This window comes from Spiroplasma endosymbiont of Megachile willughbiella (genome assembly GCF_964273395.1).
Taxonomy (GTDB): Bacteria; Bacillota_I; Bacilli_A; order Mycoplasmatales; family Mycoplasmataceae; genus Spiroplasma_A; species Spiroplasma_A apis.
Genome location: NZ_OZ187005.1, coordinates 864,806 through 882,860, shown reverse-complemented (window position 1 = coordinate 882,860; position 18,055 = coordinate 864,806). Strand labels below are relative to the sequence as shown.

13 protein-coding genes are annotated in these 18,055 nt (G+C 28.4%); all 13 read left to right on the top strand.

Annotated elements, in window-relative coordinates; translation table 4 throughout:
- Positions 1-6 precede the first annotated feature (6 nt).
- Entirely contained in the window at positions 7-1,899 is a 1,893-nt protein-coding gene (oppD, locus tag ACI2WZ_RS03865; protein ID WP_500244702.1) for an oligopeptide ABC transporter ATP-binding protein OppD, read from the top strand.
- 4 nt (positions 1,900-1,903) lie between these two features.
- The gene (oppF, locus tag ACI2WZ_RS03860) at positions 1,904-4,081 is read left to right on the top strand and encodes an oligopeptide ABC transporter ATP-binding protein OppF (protein WP_500244701.1); all 2,178 of its coding nucleotides are present in this window, start codon (positions 1,904-1,906) and stop codon (positions 4,079-4,081) included.
- A 2-nt stretch (positions 4,082-4,083) separates the two neighbouring features.
- Complete coding sequence (locus ACI2WZ_RS03855) at positions 4,084-6,312, top strand: ABC transporter substrate-binding protein (RefSeq protein WP_500244700.1); 2,229 nt, start codon at positions 4,084-4,086, stop codon at positions 6,310-6,312.
- 61 nt (positions 6,313-6,373) lie between these two features.
- Positions 6,374-7,309, top strand: a complete 936-nt coding sequence (locus tag ACI2WZ_RS03850; protein WP_500244699.1) for an alpha/beta hydrolase — start codon at positions 6,374-6,376, stop codon at positions 7,307-7,309.
- A 16-nt stretch (positions 7,310-7,325) separates the two neighbouring features.
- Positions 7,326-8,645, top strand: coding sequence for an ATP-binding cassette domain-containing protein (locus ACI2WZ_RS03845; protein WP_023789814.1), 1,320 nt, complete (start codon positions 7,326-7,328; stop codon positions 8,643-8,645).
- 14 nt (positions 8,646-8,659) lie between these two features.
- The gene (locus ACI2WZ_RS03840) at positions 8,660-9,703 is read left to right on the top strand and encodes an ABC transporter permease (RefSeq protein ID WP_500244698.1); all 1,044 of its coding nucleotides are present in this window, start codon (positions 8,660-8,662) and stop codon (positions 9,701-9,703) included.
- Positions 9,690-10,703, top strand: coding sequence for a hypothetical protein (locus ACI2WZ_RS03835; RefSeq protein WP_023789810.1), 1,014 nt, complete (start codon positions 9,690-9,692; stop codon positions 10,701-10,703). The genes ACI2WZ_RS03840 and ACI2WZ_RS03835 overlap by 14 nt, the downstream gene beginning before the upstream one ends.
- A gap of 10 nt (positions 10,704-10,713) precedes the next feature.
- Positions 10,714-11,568 (top strand): MurR/RpiR family transcriptional regulator, encoded by an 855-nt coding sequence (locus tag ACI2WZ_RS03830; RefSeq protein WP_500244697.1) that lies wholly within the window; start codon positions 10,714-10,716, stop codon positions 11,566-11,568.
- Entirely contained in the window at positions 11,568-11,906 is a 339-nt protein-coding gene (locus ACI2WZ_RS03825; protein ID WP_500244696.1) for a hypothetical protein, read from the top strand. Before ACI2WZ_RS03830 ends, ACI2WZ_RS03825 begins: the two co-directional genes overlap by 1 nt.
- 35 nt (positions 11,907-11,941) lie before the next feature.
- Positions 11,942-13,450, top strand: coding sequence for a lipoprotein (locus ACI2WZ_RS03820; RefSeq protein WP_500244695.1), 1,509 nt, complete (start codon positions 11,942-11,944; stop codon positions 13,448-13,450).
- A 219-nt stretch (positions 13,451-13,669) separates the two neighbouring features.
- The gene (gene ileS, locus ACI2WZ_RS03815; protein WP_500245183.1) at positions 13,670-16,378 is read left to right on the top strand and encodes an isoleucine--tRNA ligase; all 2,709 of its coding nucleotides are present in this window, start codon (positions 13,670-13,672) and stop codon (positions 16,376-16,378) included.
- 11 nt (positions 16,379-16,389) lie between these two features.
- Complete coding sequence (gene lspA / locus ACI2WZ_RS03810) at positions 16,390-17,133, top strand: signal peptidase II (RefSeq protein ID WP_500244694.1); 744 nt, start codon at positions 16,390-16,392, stop codon at positions 17,131-17,133.
- Position 17,134: 1 nt separating this feature from the next.
- Entirely contained in the window at positions 17,135-18,049 is a 915-nt protein-coding gene (locus ACI2WZ_RS03805) for an RluA family pseudouridine synthase (RefSeq protein ID WP_023789799.1), read from the top strand.
- Positions 18,050-18,055: the final 6 nt, after the last annotated feature.

Genomic DNA, 18,055 nt, shown 5'->3' with positions numbered 1-18,055 from the left:
CAAATCATGAATAAAGAAAAAAGAATATTGTCTGTTAGAAATATGGAAGTTAAATTCCAAGTTAGAGGAAGATTTTTAACAGCAATAAGAAATGTAAATTTAGATATTTTTGATAAAGAAATCCTAGCGATAGTTGGGGAGTCTGGTTCTGGAAAATCTGTTATCACGAAAACTTTTACTGGAATGCTTGAATCTAACGGGTGAATTAGTAATGGTTCTATAGTTTATAGACCAAATAAAGAGTCAGTCGATGATACAAAAGTTTATTTTAAAGAACCATTAGACTTGGTTAACTTACAAAGTCCATTAATTTCTAAAGACTTGATTAAAGTTGTGGTTAAAACTAATAAGCAAAATATTAAAAAAATATTAAAAAAAATTAGAAGTATTTATAAGCTTAATCCAATGTTTTTGTCTAAAAAAGCAGAAAAAGATTTTTTAGAAGTTTATAGATTAGAAAAAAAGTTATCAAATGAAACTAATGAAACTTTGCAAAAAATTTATGAAGAAAAAATTGCAAGTTTGAAGGCAGGCTTATTTAATAACGAAGAAGAAGTAAACAAAATTATTGAAATCAAAAATAATAATAAAACAAAATACAATGAGTTATTAAAAAACAAGCAAGATTATTTACACGAATTATCAAAAGATGTCGATTTCAATAAATCTAATTTACGAAACAAAAAAATAAATAATGTCGAAGCAAAAATTAAATTAATATCAGAAAAATTAGAAATAATAGAAAACGACGAAGTTCGTGATTCTATTGTAAATAGTTACTTCGATGAAATTATTCGCTATGAAATCGATATTAATAAAATCAAACCAATAGATATGTTATGTAAAAATAAAATATCTAAAATCATTTTATTGATTGAAAGATTTATTGACACAAATAACGAATGAACTGACGAAGAAAAAAGTTTCGTTATAAAATATTTCTCACTTAAAAAACATTTAAAGCGTTTCGAAGTGGAGTTAGAAACATTGTGTCATTCTATCATTAATAACAAGGTATTGGATACAGATCATTTTTACAATATCTTAGTCGATTGAAAACGAGTTAAAAACTCGGACTTAGTAAATAAAATAAAAGCTTCAAAAGAAGTTAGACAACTTAGAGGTAAAACAATTTCTACTGTTTTCCAAGATCCTATGACTTCATTAAACCCACTTTTACCTGTTGGTTTCCAAATTACCGAAGTATTAAGAAAACAATTAGGTATGGGTAGAAAAGAAGCAAAAGTAGAAGCTATAGAATTATTAAGAAAAGTTGGTATAACTGATCCTGAAAAACGTTTTAAAGATATTCCTGGAAGATATTCAGGTGGTATGAGACAAAGAGTTGTTATTGCCATAGCCTTAGCTTCAAGACCAAGAGTTTTGATTTGTGATGAACCAACAACAGCGCTTGACGTAACCATACAAGCACAGATTCTAGACTTGATTAAAAGTCTACAAGATGAATATAAGTTTACTGTAATATTTATTACTCACGACTTAGGTGTTGTTGCTAAAATCGCGGATAGAATTGCGGTTATGTATGCAGGTCAAATTATTGAAATTGGAACAGTGAATGATATCTTTGAAAATGCAAAACATCCATATACTTGAGCTCTTTTATCTTCATTACCACAATTAGGTAAAAAAGGTGATGAACTTTATTCAATTGAAGGTACACCTCCATCATTATTTAATGAAATTAAAGGAGATGCTTTCGCACCAAGAAATAAATTTGCATTAGAACTTGACTATATCAAGGAACCTCCAATGTTCAAAATTAGCGAAACTCATTTTGCTAAGACTTGATTATTAGATCCAAGGTCACCAAAAGTTGAAAAACCAGCTATTCTTAATAACTTGAAAGAAACAATTAGAGAGGCCGAAAAGGTAGGTTAACATTATGTCAACAAATACAGAAAACATACTTTTAAGTATTAGAGACCTTGTAATTGAGTTTCGCACTAAAGGAAAGAAATTCAAAGCCGTAAAGGAAGCAAGTTTTGATATTCATAAAGGAGAAATATTTGGTATAGTTGGTGAGTCAGGCTCTGGAAAAACAACAATTGGTAGAGCTATAGTTGGTGTTCAACCAATTAAAGATGGTGCAATTTATATGAATGACACCATCGTAGGGGGTAAACCAACAAGTTTATACACTTTAAACAAAGATATTGCAAAAAAAATTAATAGTATGTTAATTAAGGCTGATATGACTTCAAAAGAACTTGATAGAACATTGGAAGCATTAAAAGATATTTATTATTTTTACAAAGACCAAAATAAATTATTAGATATTAAAGAGCTAAAAAGTAAGCTTAAAGATAGCAAAATAAAATATGTTAAAGATATTTCATTAAATAACTTAAAAGACATCAATAGAATAATTAAAAACCAAGACAGAATGATTAAGTTCACTACAAACTTGAACGCATACATACCTGAAATCTCAAAAAAACTTGAGAAATCTGTATTATCTAAAATCATAGAAACTAAAGAAGCAGTTTTGGACTTAAAGGAGTTTGCAACTAATGTATATAACTGCATTGAAGAGATTTTAAATTTAAGAGGTAAGTTCATTGCTAACAAAAATAAAGATATTGAAGCGTTTTTCACAGCAATATTTAAACAATGAAACACACTTGTTGAAAATCACAAAGACTACTTGAAAAAAATCAAGTGAGTCTCTGATATGCAATATCAATCATATGCATTATCAGCACCAAAAAGTAAGAGAGAATCTTTCATCAACTACTACAATAAACTTATTTATATAAAAAGAGACGAATTCTGAAAAGAATGTGTAAATCAATTAAATATTTTAAAAAACCAAGGTATTGATGAATCGGATGAAAACTTTAAAAAATTGTCTTACTACATTCAAGATTTTTGGTCAAACAAAAATTTCAATACCAATGCTTCTAAGAAAATTTTAAGTTTATTGAGTGAAGGTCACCCAATCGATGAGCGCATAGTCTCATTAGGTAACAAATTAAAGAATACAGACTTTGAAAGAAATCTAAAAAACCTAATTGACAACAATGCAACATTATCAAAAAAAGAACTTAAGGATTTATCTAAAGAACTTGAACAAATAAAAAAAATAATTCAAAAAAATATTGTTAAAGACAAAGAGTTGATAGAGAGTTTCTACAAATGGAAAGACATTCAAAATCCATATTCTGAAGATGAAGTTGATTCATTTATAGAGTTAACTGAGTTCTTAGAATTACCTTCTATTGATGAATTTGTTAAAAACTCTTTCTTGTTTGCTGGTCAAACAAGAAAAGAAAAAAGAAAAAATAGAAGAAATATACAAATGATTTTCCAAGATCCTGGTTCATCATTAAATGATAGAATGGCAATCGAAGAAATTATTGCAGAAGGAATGGAAAACTTCCCAGAACTTTACAAAGGTGACGAAGCTAGAGAAAGATTTTTGAAAGAGCATAACGAGCAAAATCCTCATGATCAATTAACAATGGAACAAGTAACTCACTCAATGGTTAAAAAACATATTATACTAAATCTTGTTAAATCTGTTGGTTTACTACCAGAACATTTATCAAGATATCCTCATGAATTCTCTGGTGGTCAAAGACAACGTGTTGGTATTGCAAGAAGTTTAGCTATGAGACCTCAATTGATAGTTGCAGATGAACCAATATCAGCTTTAGACGTTTCTATTAGAGCACAGGTATTAAACTTATTTAAAAAATTCCAAGAACTATTAGATTTGACATTTATATTTGTAGCTCACGATTTATCAGTTGTAAGGTATATTGCAGATAGAATTGCTGTTATTTATCATGGTCAAATTGTTGAACTTGCACCTGCTGAAGAGTTGTTTAGTAATCCTTTACATCCTTATACAAAAGCTTTGTTATCTGCAATTCCAATTCCTGAACCAGAGTTAGCAAAAGAAACAAAACTTCAATTATATGAACCAGAAAAAGAACACTTCGATTACATATTTGAGCTACCATATTTTAAAGAAATTTTACCAGGGCACTTTGTCTGAGCGAATTCAAGAGAAATTAGAAAAATAAAAAGCAATCTTAAAAATCGAGAAAGGAGCTAAAAATGAATAAACTATTTAAAAAATTCCTAAGTTTATCTAGTGTGGCAATGGGTGGGTCATTAATTACCTCCTCAGTTGTCTCATGTGGATTATCTCTGTCATCACTGATGAATAGAGAAATAGACAATGAAACTTATAAAGGAATTTATCAATTCAACGTCACAAGTTGAAACACAGCTCATACTATGCAAGCGGAAGACGGACGATTTTTATCAGATACAAATGATACACTAATTTCATCAGATCCTTACGGAAGAATGTATGGTGCATTAGTTGAAAGTGAGTATGGTGAAGAAAATGGTTCAAAAGGTACAGTAGGTAAGTCTGAAGAGGATTCTAAGAAATGAACATATAAGTTTAGAGATAATATTTTTTGAACAAATAGCAAAGGTGAGAGGGTAGATAAAGTTAAACCTTCTGATGTTATAAAAGCAGCTAAATATGCTTTAGTCGAAAATAATGGTTCTGATGTTTCTACACTTTGATTATCATTTATCAAAGGTGCTGATACAATTTACGATGAGATCAAAAATCTAGACAAGCAACAATCAAGAGGTTCGTCAAGTCAGTTGATAGATAAAGTTTTTGAAAATCATAAAGATGATTTCGGAATACAGGCCAACGACGAAAAAGGTTTACTAACTTTTATACTTACTAAACCATCACCTTATTTTGAAAGTTTATTAAACTACTCAGTATTCTCACCAATTTATGATCCATATAAAGGTATGATTACAGATTATAAGGAAGCATATTTTAATGGTGCTTATATCCCTGAAGTGGTGAACCCAAATGGAAAGATTGTTTTAGTAGCTAACCCAAATTATCACCTTAAAGAAAATGTAAACATAAAAAGACTCGAGTATAGCTATTTAGAAGCTGGTTCTTCATCTAGAACTAGAACATTATTTGAGTCTGGTTCAATTACTGGATTTAATTTGTCTGCAGATGATTTAAAAGGATGAAATGATTACATTGGTAAGGATTATGATAATCCTAAATTTGATGGAGCTTATTATACAAAATCAGCAGATAGTCCAGGAACATTTCTATTATTCTATAATTTCTTTAACTCTGCTTTAAATAAAGGAAACTCACAAGCACTTTCTGCATCAAAATTATTACAGTCAAAAGATGTTAGAGCATTCTTATCTACATCAATTGAAAGAAGTAAATTTGTAAGAGCATTTTCAAAAACAATTGATGATTCTCAGATTTCTAAAATGCTTAGAAATACATATACAGGATTTGATGTTGCGAAAAACCCAAGTGAGTCTAATAAAGATTACACAGAATATATTTCAGATATATACGACCAAAAATCAACTATACAAAACAACTTAGCTTCAAAAAGTTGAACTTTGAAAGATGGTAATGATGCATATTTAAACAAATCAGAAGCTTTAGTGGGTAAAAGTCAGTCTCAATTAATTGAAAGTATTAATGAATTTATTGAAAAAGAGAAACTTGAAAGAAAAAATGGTAAAGTCGTTTTAAGATTTATTTTAAATCCTTCAACAAGTACATCATTAAATCCATATGTTAACTTTATGGTTAAAACATTTAATGCAATTCCAAATAACCCAATAAAAATTGAAACTTTTGTTCCTACTTCAACAGATGAATATCGAACAGAAGCATCAAAGGGTAACTTTGATATGTTTGTTTCTGGTTGATCTCCTGATTTTAAAGACCCATCAACATTTTTAGAAACACTAACACTTGGTGGTTCATATACCGCTTATAATGGAAATAAAAGATTATTCAAATCAAAAGCATCAGCAACAGATGATGAAATGTTTGAGGGAAAATATTACGTAGATAAAAAGTTAATTACAAGTGAAACAAAAGATTTATTTAATAGCTGATATAAATATTCAAATGATTATGAAAAGACTGATCTTGAACAAACTGATACAACAAAAAGATATAAAGAGTTCGCAAATGAAGAGTACAGTATGTTATATGAAAACTTCAATGTTCTTCCACTTTATACAAGAGCAATGCCAAAGACATATGTGGTGGACTATACTGAACCTTACTCTAGATCTTATGAAGCATTTGGAACAAGTCAGTTCAAGCACTATGGTGCAAAATTGAATAAAAAGTTATTAACAAGAGAACAATCTACAAAAATCATAGAGGAGTATTCTGAAAAATTAGCAATCATTGACAAAGATTGAAAAAAATGTAGAACTGGTCCTCATTGAAAAACACAAACTAGTTGTTAGTTTAAAAAATCTACTTAATTGTAGATTTTTTTTGTAATATATTTATATAAAGGAGTACAAGATGACCAACAAATTACTGGCAAAGAAATTAATAAAGTATCTAAATAACACAAAAGCTAATGAAAGTATTTACAACCAAGGTGGCTTTAAAAGTGTTTTACATTTATATAACGAGTCTCTGATAACCGAGAAGGTAGATAGAAGAATAATATGTCTAGACACAAATGGTTGAAAACAAGTTAGTATCGGAGGAGATGTTACATTAAGTGCAATCTATCATTTGAGTCCAAAAAAATCTAAAAAATGAATAATAGCAGTTCACGGTTATTCTTCATCAAAAGAATCTAGCGCACTATCAACTTGATATTTAAATGACTTGGGGTTTAACATTTTAGCTTTTGACTTCCGTAATCATGGACAATCTGAAAAAGGATTAGTAACTCTTGGAACTAACGAAGTTGAAGATTTGATGCAAGTTATCAAATATGTTAACGCTTCATTCAAACCAAAATCAATTGGACTTGTTGGTTTTAGTATGGGAGCATTTACAGTTAATGCTTTTGCATTACGAAAAGACTTTGATTGGAAAAAAAATAAAATCAAGTTTGGAATCACTGACTCACCATATTTTGGTGTTCGTGAAATTTTTAATAAGTTATTCTTAAATATCACACCACTTATATCAAACTATTTAAAAGATGTTGTAAATGAAACGATACAAGTTTATCAACAAGATTACGGCGTTGATGTAATGAAACATAATTTGTCAAAGATGATTGTGAATTGTGACAAAAGTTTTCCTATTTTGTTCATCCACTCAAAAGAAGATACAATTACTAATTGCGAAGACACAAAAAAGATATATAATTTAAGAAAGATTTTAGATACTAAAGATAAAATTAAAATTTTTGAAAAAGGATCTCATATAAGATCATTGATATCTAATACAGAAGAATATTTATCGTTAGTAAAGGAATTTATTAAAGGTAAAGTATAAAAAAGAGGTTAAATATATGCAAAAGGAAAAAGAAGTTCTTGTTGAATTGGAAAACATCTCGAAAATTTTTGATAGAAAAGTCTGAGCGATTAAAAAAATAAACCTAAAAATATATAAGGGAGATGGGATTGGTATAATTGGTCCTAATCAATCTGGAAAGACTGTTTTAGGAAGATTGATTGCTAATCAAATCAGGCAGACAGGTGGTATTTTAGAATATAATTTTAATCGTGGTGACGTTTTATCTTCAGTGGGTTTTCAGTTTAGGGATACCATTTGACCAGATGGATTCAAAGTTAAAGAAATCGTTAATTTATATAAATCTATATACAATATGGAAGATGAAGCTTGATTGGATGAACTCTCAAGTGTTTTTAATATACAAGATAGATGAGATAATTACTTAAACTCTTGTAATAAGTCGTGATTGCAATTATTTTCATTATTCCTTGCCTTCATTCACAAACCTGAACTAGTAATTCTTGATGAGGTTTCAAATACAATAGGGATGGATATGAAGGTAAAAGTTTTGAGCTTCTTGAAAAAATATAAAGAGGAGCACAAGGCCACATTTGTAGTCATTTCACCGGATAATTCAATTTTCGATTACCTATGTAATCGAATAATTGTTATGGAATCAGGATTAATACTGTCAGATGATTATGTTAATGACTGAGATTCTAACACTAGATTTGAAGACTATACTTTAAAGGTTATGAAAACTATCGAATCAAAAGAAGTGAAATTAAAACCGGACCCAGTATTTAAACCTATATTAAAAAAATATGAAAAAAAATTAGAAAAAGCAACTGAGATTTATGATGTATTCATAAATAGTTTTGATAATATTGAAACTGTTCAAAATGATAAAATCTTTAATAAAATAAAAAATATTAATTTCAATAGTCAAGAACTTCACCAAAAAATAATAACATTAGCATCAACGGGTTTGAATAAATCTACTATTGACGATGTTAAAATAGCAATCAAGAAACTAATAAAATTATTCAAAGACTTGAAAAAGCAATATAAAAAAGTAGGAACTACACATAATTATTGAAGATTAATAAAACGTTATTTACAAAAAGTAGAGTTCTTTCCAAAATATTTATCAAACGACTTATACGGTGTTTTTAAAACTAACAAAATTATAGTAGATGGAAATGAAATTACCGCCGAATTGTCAAAGAAAGAACTAACTCAGCTAAGACTTCTTAAGAAAAAATATATTCAAGAAGAGATTAAAATCATGAAGTTTGAAGCTAAAATTTTAAAAAGACAAGAAAGAAGTAAAAAACAACTACGAAATCTAGAGCAAAAAAACACTAGTGTTTAGAAAGGAGTTTAATGATGAATAAGCATTGAGAAGTATTTAAAACCTTATGAAAACTTCAAATGGAAAACTATCAAAAAGATATATTCAACCTTTTTTCAGGGTGAATTATAACAATCATAACTTTGATAGTTTGATTATCCTTTAAAGACACTTCGGTTGGATCAAACTCAATAAAATATGACCCCTTTGTAGTAGCGTCTGCAGTAGGGGTTAGTTGTATTAGAAATTGCTTATTCAACTTCATCAGAACACTAAATGAATTTAAAGCTAAAAACTTTTTTAACAGAATATTCTCAACAAGAGTATCTAAAACTTTCGTCTTTTTCAGTTTAATCATATTTAATCACGTTATAAATCTGCTTGTTTCCTTAATAATTGTAGCAATAGCAATGTTGTATAAAGATCAAAGAATGTCCATACAGGATGTAAATTGGATAATGTTCATAAGTGGTTACTTACTTCTTGTAATTATGTGTAATATGATTGCTTTTATAGTAGCATTCACAATCAAAAAAACAGAATGAGCGTTAGCTATTGGTAATATTTATTATTATGGAGCAATATTTTTACTTGGTTTGGGTATCCCATACAAATTATTAGCAAAAAACGAGTTTATCATTTATATAAGTTATATATTTCCACAAAGATATGCACTTAATATAATGGACGCTGGTTGAATCAATTCATCAAATATGTCCTATCCTGACTTTGATCAAGGATTTGGATACGGTGGGCATACTTGGATCCCTTATTTAGTATCGATTATTTTGATAATGGGTTCCTTAATATTGGTGACTTTCATTTTTAATAAGTCTTTTGAGTTTGAGAATAGAAAATACAAAAGATTTATTAATAAAAACAAACATTTAGGAATAATTTACACGATAAAAAGAGCAAGTTCTGTAAATGATCTTAAAGAAATTATCAAAGTTCGTAATGAAATAAATAAATCAAATGAAACCATTATATTAAATAAACAAAAAAGTCTAGCAAAAAAATATTGAAAGTTGAAAAAAAACTCAGCTTCGAAAAAGGGTGACAATAATGAAGGAATCTAATAAAACATTCAAATTTAAAAATAACTTTAAAGTATTTTTTGATTTTTATAAATTATCTCTTAAGACTTTTTTTGTTTCACCATTAAACATATTATTGGGGATAGTTATAATATTTTTTGTTTTATGAATATGACTTCTTTATAGAGAGAATGACCCTTTTATATTATCTTCTGCAATTGGTAGTTTAATTATTAGAAATGGTCTACATACTTTTTATCGTGGTTTAAATAGCCATAAAGAAACGGGATTTACTAAAAGAATAGATTACACACCAATTAATGTGTGAATAAAACCATTTGCATATATTCTATCTTCATTAACAATTAATGTGATTGTATCAATAGCACTATTATCATCAACATTAATAGTCTTTGATACACAAATGGAATTAGTTAAACATGTAAATTGACCTATGTTCATAAGCGGAGCTTTCTTCCTATGATTATTATCGGTTCTTATGAGCTATAGTATTTACACTTTTTTCAAAAGATCAAGTATGGCGTTAATTTTAGCTTTACTTTTGTATATTTTAGCCTATTATTTGCTTGGTTGTGCCTATCCTTACAATATTATAGCTAAGTATGATTGGTTGAATTCTTTCCTTTATGCATTCCCACAGCGTTATATGATGAATGTTATGCAAGCAGGATGAGTTGGAGCCACCAATTTAGTCTTTACAGACATTGAAAATGCTGGTGAATTCGCTGTTGATTGAAAACTAACACAAAACCTCTGAGTACCTTATCTTGCTACTTTTGGGTTCATTTTACTATTTTCAATTCTTTTAATAATGGTTATAATTATAAAGGTTGAGAAACACAAAAAAGATAAATTTGGGGTTAGTTTAATCCTTAGATTATCAACAAAATACATCAATGACTTGAAAAGATGCGCAAGTCTTGAAGAATTAAAGACGCTAAGAAAAAAACACTTAGAAGAAATAGGGTATCGTTCAGATACTAAGGATTGATCTAAAGTAACTTTCAAAAAGAAAAAGTAATGGAGGTATTATGAAAATAATTAAATTAGATGAGAGTAAATTGAATAGTACAGAAGGAGCGATTGTTAAGCAAATTAATGAAAACCCCGATTATTTCTGTAGTCATTCAATACAAGATGTCTCAAAAGCAAGTAATGTAAGTTCGAGTACAATGACAAGGGTTTGTCAAAAGTTGGGTTTCAAAAGTTTCAAAGCAGCACAAATGTTTGTTTATGAGAAATCAAGAATGCAAAGTGATTATTACAAATTATGAGATAATAAGACTATTGAACAAATTATTCATAATGTGAGAGGTAGTGCTTTATTTACAATAAATGAAACATTAGACGCAATCGATCATAAATATATAGAAGAAATAGCTTCTAGAATATATAATTCCAAAAGAGTAATTGTGTTTGGTATTGAACAAGAGCAAACATCTATCAACTCTTTTGTACTTAACTTAGCAAGAATAGATATAGATGCAATCAGAGTAAGCAATATACATAGTTTTGCACAAAGAGCAGTTTTTTTTGGCAAAGAAGATTTTTGTGTATTTGTAACAAGAACAGGTTGAACAAAAGAAATTATTGAGGCTGTTAAGTGGTCAATGACCAAAGAAATACCTATTTTGATATTAACAACTGACATTGAAACCACTAAAAATCATATAGGTACCATGTCTTGCGATGATATTTATTTATTAGAAACTCATACAATGAATATTGATAAAATAAAATATCCATCAATCTCATCAGTTCCAGGAGAAATGATTATTTTCGACTTACTATTTAATATAATCGTTGGTATGAATAAAGAATTTAGTGATAAGTTTCAAAAAACTAATGAAATATCGTTAAATTGAAACTTTGGAGGTCATTTATAATGGACGCTCAGGCACTTTATAAAGAAAATAAGGAACTAAAAGAAGAAATAGAGATTTTTCGTAAAAAACAAGAGTATATAGACAGCGGAGTTCTTAAGACAAAGCAAGTTTACGATATTGCTCGTTATAATGCTGAAAAAATAATTACAAAAGCTATTGAGTTTGTTTATGATGTTAAAAATGATATTGAAAATACTTTGAATAAAATCAATGCTAATCAAAATTCGTTCAACAAAGAAGTTAATGAATTTTTAGCAAGAAACGAACATTTTATAATTAAAGACAAGGCAGAAATTAAAAACATCGCAGATATGGTCTTAAAAGACATTAAAATATAAAATGTTACATAAGTAGGTCATTAGGAGTTAAAAAAATGAAAAGAATATTAAATATCTTTAGCACAATAAGTTTAGTTGTTTCAACAAGTTCACTAACAATTTCTTGTTTTGAAAAGACCACAACTAACATTGCATCATTAAATTTTAATGGAGATTTGACTGATACTCCAATAATTGAAGTTAACGAAAAAAACTTAATAACAACTTTTGTCCGAAAAAATCTAAAAAATGGTTATTATTCTGATAAAGAATTGGAACTATTTTCAAACATAACTATTGACAAAAACTCTATAAAAAAAGAATCTGATACGGTAGACATTTTGAATAATTCTATCTACTCAGTAAATATTAAGGCGGTTGCAAGATCAAGAATACTTACTGGAACACAAAAAATATTATTCAAATCGAACAACAAGGGAGTTTTGGATGAAAAAACTAATAAGCTAATAGAAAAAAGAGAAAATAATTTATCATTTTATTGATATGATTGAGTCACAAAAGAAAACAAGATTGCCGATAGTGAATCTAATAAATGAGTTGAAGCACCTCCATTAGAAACTATTGATTGTTGTGAGAATTATAAAAATGTAAAATATATCAAGTTGGCTTATTCGGTTCCAGGTGTTTACGATAAAGAAAAAGAACAGGTTATCTCTAATAATTACGATACTGATTTTCAATATACATTGAGAAACAAATCAGCAGAAAATGGAGAAAAAGATAAAAACTACATTTTTTTAAGCACCAATAAAAATAAAAATAAAAAATACATTTTATCTATTGGAGGAGCTTCAGCAGATAAAATTTTATTCAAGTGAGACCAAAAAAAAGATATAAAAAAATCTCTTAAAGAATTGATAAGAGAAATGAATTTGGACGGAATTGATATTTCAATTGTTGGTGAAACTTTGAGGAGTTTTGAAAGTAAGTCCACACTCTCACAAGCAATTCGTGAAATAAAACTTGAAAACTGATTAGAAAACAAAGACTTTTTTGTATCCGCATCAATAAACTTTGATCATTTACGAAAAGATAAGTTCGTTGCAGGAAGTTTTTCATACATAGACTTAATTGAGTCATTAAAAGGTTATATTGATATAATATCACCAACTACTTTTAATGTTATGTCAAGATATAAGTTAGAATATTTAGATGATGTTGAATTCGGAATAAATGATAAAAGTAAAGTTAAAGTACGCAAGGGTACAATTATAGAAGCAAGTATTGAAATGCAAACTATGGAATTCTACTACGCTTATCTAAGGTCTTTATTAGATGAAAACTGAAGTATTAAAAATAATCTTTATTACATAAACGATTTACCTATTGACATTTCTATCACAAGTGCACTTAGTGGAATTGGATATTTCAATGAAAATGTCTTCAAATCTGCTTTCGAAGCTCTTAAAAGAGACTTAACAAATGAAGCTAAGAAAAACATCATAGGGTTAAATGTTTTTTCATTAAATGATGATATAATTAACTCAAGAAAAATCGTGCAATCGTACGAAAATATATTTAAAGAACAAGACAAGGATATATAAAAAGTTATTCAGAGAGTTAGTGTTTGGTGTGAACTAATAAATGGACTATATATTCATCACTTGGTTATTAGGAGAAGAAGAAGTTTCAACTTTGTAGAACTCCTCGGTTTTCGCGTTATAGAAAAAAAAGATATGTAAATTTTTTTTACATAACTAAGGATGGTACCGCGATCAAACGCTCCTTTATAAGGGCGTTTTTTTTATATGAAAGGATTTATTATGCAAAAAAATTATAAAGACACATTATTAATCTATCAAACAGATTTCGAGATGAAAGCAGATTTAAATAAAAAGGAACCATTAATGGAAAATAAATGGTTGGAAGAAAATATTTACAATAAAAAAATATCAAGCAACAAAGATAAACCTTTGTTTGTTTTACATGATGGACCACCATATGCTAATGGAGATATTCACGTTGGTCACTCATTAAATAAAATTTTGAAAGATTTCATCGTGCGTTGAAAAAATAGTAGTGGATATAATTCACCATATATAATGGGTTGAGACACACATGGTTTGCCGATTGAAACTGCAATCACTAAACAAGGTGTCGATAGAAAAGCAATTAAACCAACAGAATTTAGAGATTTATGTAAGAATTATGCACTAGATCAAGTGAAAAATCAATCAGAACAATTCAGAAGATTAGGTATATTCACTGATTATGATAAAAAATATATTACTTTGACTCAAGATTATGAAATTAGTCAACTTCACCTATTCTTAAAAATGATAGAAAAGGGATTAATATATAGAGATTTAAAGCCAATTTATTGGTCACCATCTAGTGAATCGGCACTTGCAGAAGCAGAAATCGAATATGCAGAAGTTAGGTCACCTTCAATTTACGTTGGGGTTCCTATAATAAATAATCCTGAATTTAATAATGTAAATGCAATAATTTGAACAACAACTCCATGAACAATACCAGCCAATCAGTTAATTGCTGTTGGAGAAGATATGGAATATGTTGTTATTACGTCAGATGCATCAGATAAAAAATATCTTTTAGCAAAAGACTTACTTTCTCAGGTGTCAGAATCAGTGGGTTGAAAAAACCTAACCATATTAAAAACTTTAAAGGGAGCAGAGTTTGTTGATCTTGAATATAAACATCCTTGATATGATAAAAAAACAGGGAAAATTGTTATTGGACATCACGTAACAGCTGAATCTGGTTCTGGTCTAGTTCATATAGCTGGTGGTTTTGGACAAGACGACTTTGAAATTGTCTCAAAACACAATATCAAAGCATTTGCCCCAATAGATGATCAAGGAAAGTTTGACATCACTGTTGATGATGAAAGACTTGAAGGGTTATTTTACGAAGATGCTAATAAAGTTATCGGATTAGAGTTAGAAAATAAAGGCTATTTATTAAAACTAAAATTTTTAAAACACTCATACCCACATGACTGAAGAACAAAAAAACCAGTTATTTATCGTGCTACAAACCAATGGTTTGTAGGTTTGGATGCAGTTAAAAAAGAAATAGACAACGTTATTGTTAACAATGTTGTTACTTATCCTGAATGATCTAAGGAAAGATTGAGAAACATCGTTAAAGATAGAAATGATTGGACAATAAGTAGACAAAGATTATGAGGGGTACCTATTATCGCATTCTACGATGAAAAAAAACAACCTCAACTAGATAAAGAAATAATTAAATATGCAATTAATGTGATTCAAGAAAAAGGAACTAATTCTTGATTTGAGTTAAGTGCTGATGAATTTCTGCCTGAAGAGTATCGTAACAAAGGGTGAACAAAAGAAAAAGATATTTTAGATGTTTGGTTCGATTCTGGTTCATCAAATATTGCTTTAGAAGAAAACTTTGGTTTAAAAAGACCATTCGATGTTTATTTAGAAGGTAATGACCAATACCGTGGTTGATTTAATTCATCAATAATTAACTCAGTTATTTATGATGGAAAACCAGCATATAAAACTTTATTAACTCATGGTATGACAAATGATGAAAAAGGTAAAAAAATGTCTAAATCAATTGGTAATACCATTAATCCGATTGATATTGCAAATGATTTAGGAGCAGATATTTTAAGATTATGAGTGTTCTCAACAGACTTTACAGACGATCAAAAGATAGGGAAGGATATTCTAAAACAAATTTCAGAATCATACAGAAAAATAAGAAATACTTTAAGATTCCTACTTTCTAATCTAGTTGACTTTAATCCAATGACAGATGAAGCAAAAACCTTAAAAGAGGTCGATAATTTTGCTTTACACAATCTTGCAGTATTCAAACAAAAGGTTTCAGAATCATTTGAAAAATTCAATTTCAACAATGCATATAAGTTAATCAATAATTATGTCGCAAATGATTTGTCTGCATTTTACTTAGATTTTATAAAAGATATTATTTATGTTGAAAAAAGAGACTCTCTAAGAAGACGACAAGTACAAACAGTTATGTACGAACAATTATGAGTTTTAATCGATGTTTTAAGACCAGTTTTACCTCACACTATTGAAGAAGTTTATAAAAATATAAAAAACATCACTTTACTGGAATCTGTTCATTTATTAGATCTAAGAGTACAAGATTTCATGATGAAAGATGATTTTGTTGAAAAATGAAAAACAGTTTTAAAACTTCGTGACGATGTAAATGAAGCATTAGAAAAAGCTAGAAATGAAAAAATAATAAAAAAAGGATTTGAAGCAGAATTGACTATAAAATTAAAGAAAGATTATGATTTTATAAAACAAATTGATGATTTAAATCAAATCTTAATTGTTAACTCAATAATCTTTGAAGAATCTTTAAGTGATGTTAACTCTAGGGTTGCTGAAGTTAGTGTGAAATTAAAAGAAGGATTAAAATGTGAACGTTGTTGAGCAATTTTCGATAATCTTAAAGAAGATATCTGTGAACGCTGTTATGACGTACTTAATTAAGGTGGTATTTTATGAAAAACTTAAAATTAATTCTTAAAACATATGATTATAACGCTAGATATAAACTTCTTTGATGTCTACCATTATTTTTAAGTCTAATATTTTTTGATTGAATAACAAAAGCTTTGATAGTAAAAAATTTTAGTTATGGTCAAGAAGGTAAATTGATACCTGGCTTTATAAAAATGGAGTATATCATTAACCCAGGAGCAGCTTTGGGAATGAATTCTGACAATCCAACCCTAGCGATTGCATTAGCAGCATTAGTAACTATAATATTAATAGGTATTTTTGTATTTGTTAACAATAAATTTTGGACACAATCAATAAATGTTATGTTAGCTGGAAGTTTTGCCAATCTACTGGGTAGGGCTTGAGCTCCAAACGTTAGAGGTATTAGTGGTGGAGTAGTTGATTTTTTAAAATGAGATTTCCAATTATTAGGATCTGACACATACATATTTAATCTTGCTGATTTATTTGTTAATATTTCAATCGGAATGTTGATCCTTTCGTTAATTATTTTTTCAGTTCAACAAGTGAAAGAAATCTTCTACAAAAAAAATCAACAAAAATATGATTTTTATCTCGAAACTAAAGATAAGCTTCACAAGTTAGAAAAATCTTATCTTCATTCTATAAAGAAACAAACCATAAAAAATAGATATGAGTTATGAAAAACTTATCTAAAAGATAAAAAAGTAATAAAAACAAATTGAAAAATTAGAAGTAAAGAAATAAACAAGGAGAGTTAAAATGAAATCAATAAGATTGGTGTTAACAAATAATGAAGGTAGATTAGACAAGTTCTTAACAGATAGACTTAAAGATAGTTATAATTTTTCGCGAAGTTATATTCAAAAACTAATAGATGAAGGTTACATCAAGGTTAATGATAATGAAGTAACTCCAAAATATAATCTACTAGAAAATGATGAGATATATGTCGAATTAAAAGCACCAACAGAATTAGATGCTAAACCACAAAAAATTGATTTCAAAATAGTTTATGAAGATGATGATTTAATTGTAGTTGATAAACCAAATAATTTGGTTGTGCATCCTGCGGCTGGAAATCCTGATGGTACATTAGTTAATGGTCTACTATATAAACTTGAAAAACTATCTTCTATTGGGGGAGTTTTAAGGCCTGGAATTGTCCATCGTCTTGATAAAATGACAACAGGTTTGATGATTGTTGCTAAAAATGACAAAACACATAGAGCATTAACAGAAATGTTAGCAAAAAATAAAATCCATAAAGAGTATTTGGCACTCGTACACGGAGTTGTTGAACCAAATACGGGACTTATTGATGCTCCTATCGGGAGACAAAAACATGATCGTAAAAAAATGACTGTAACTGATTTAAATTCAAAAAATGCTCGAACACATTTCACTGTTATGAAACGTTTCAAAAAACATACATTATTAAAGTGTGTTATCGAAACTGGGAGAACTCATCAAATTAGGGTACACATGAATTACATAAAACACCCTGTTTTAGGAGACCCGCTTTATGCTTATAAAGAAGATGAAAAAATGGAGTTTGGACAATACTTGCATTCTCACAACTTAAGCTTTGAGCATCCGATATCAAAAAAAAATATCAGTCTAAATAGTGATTTACCAAAAGAATTTAATGATAAACTTAAAGAGTTAGAAGAATAGGTGTAA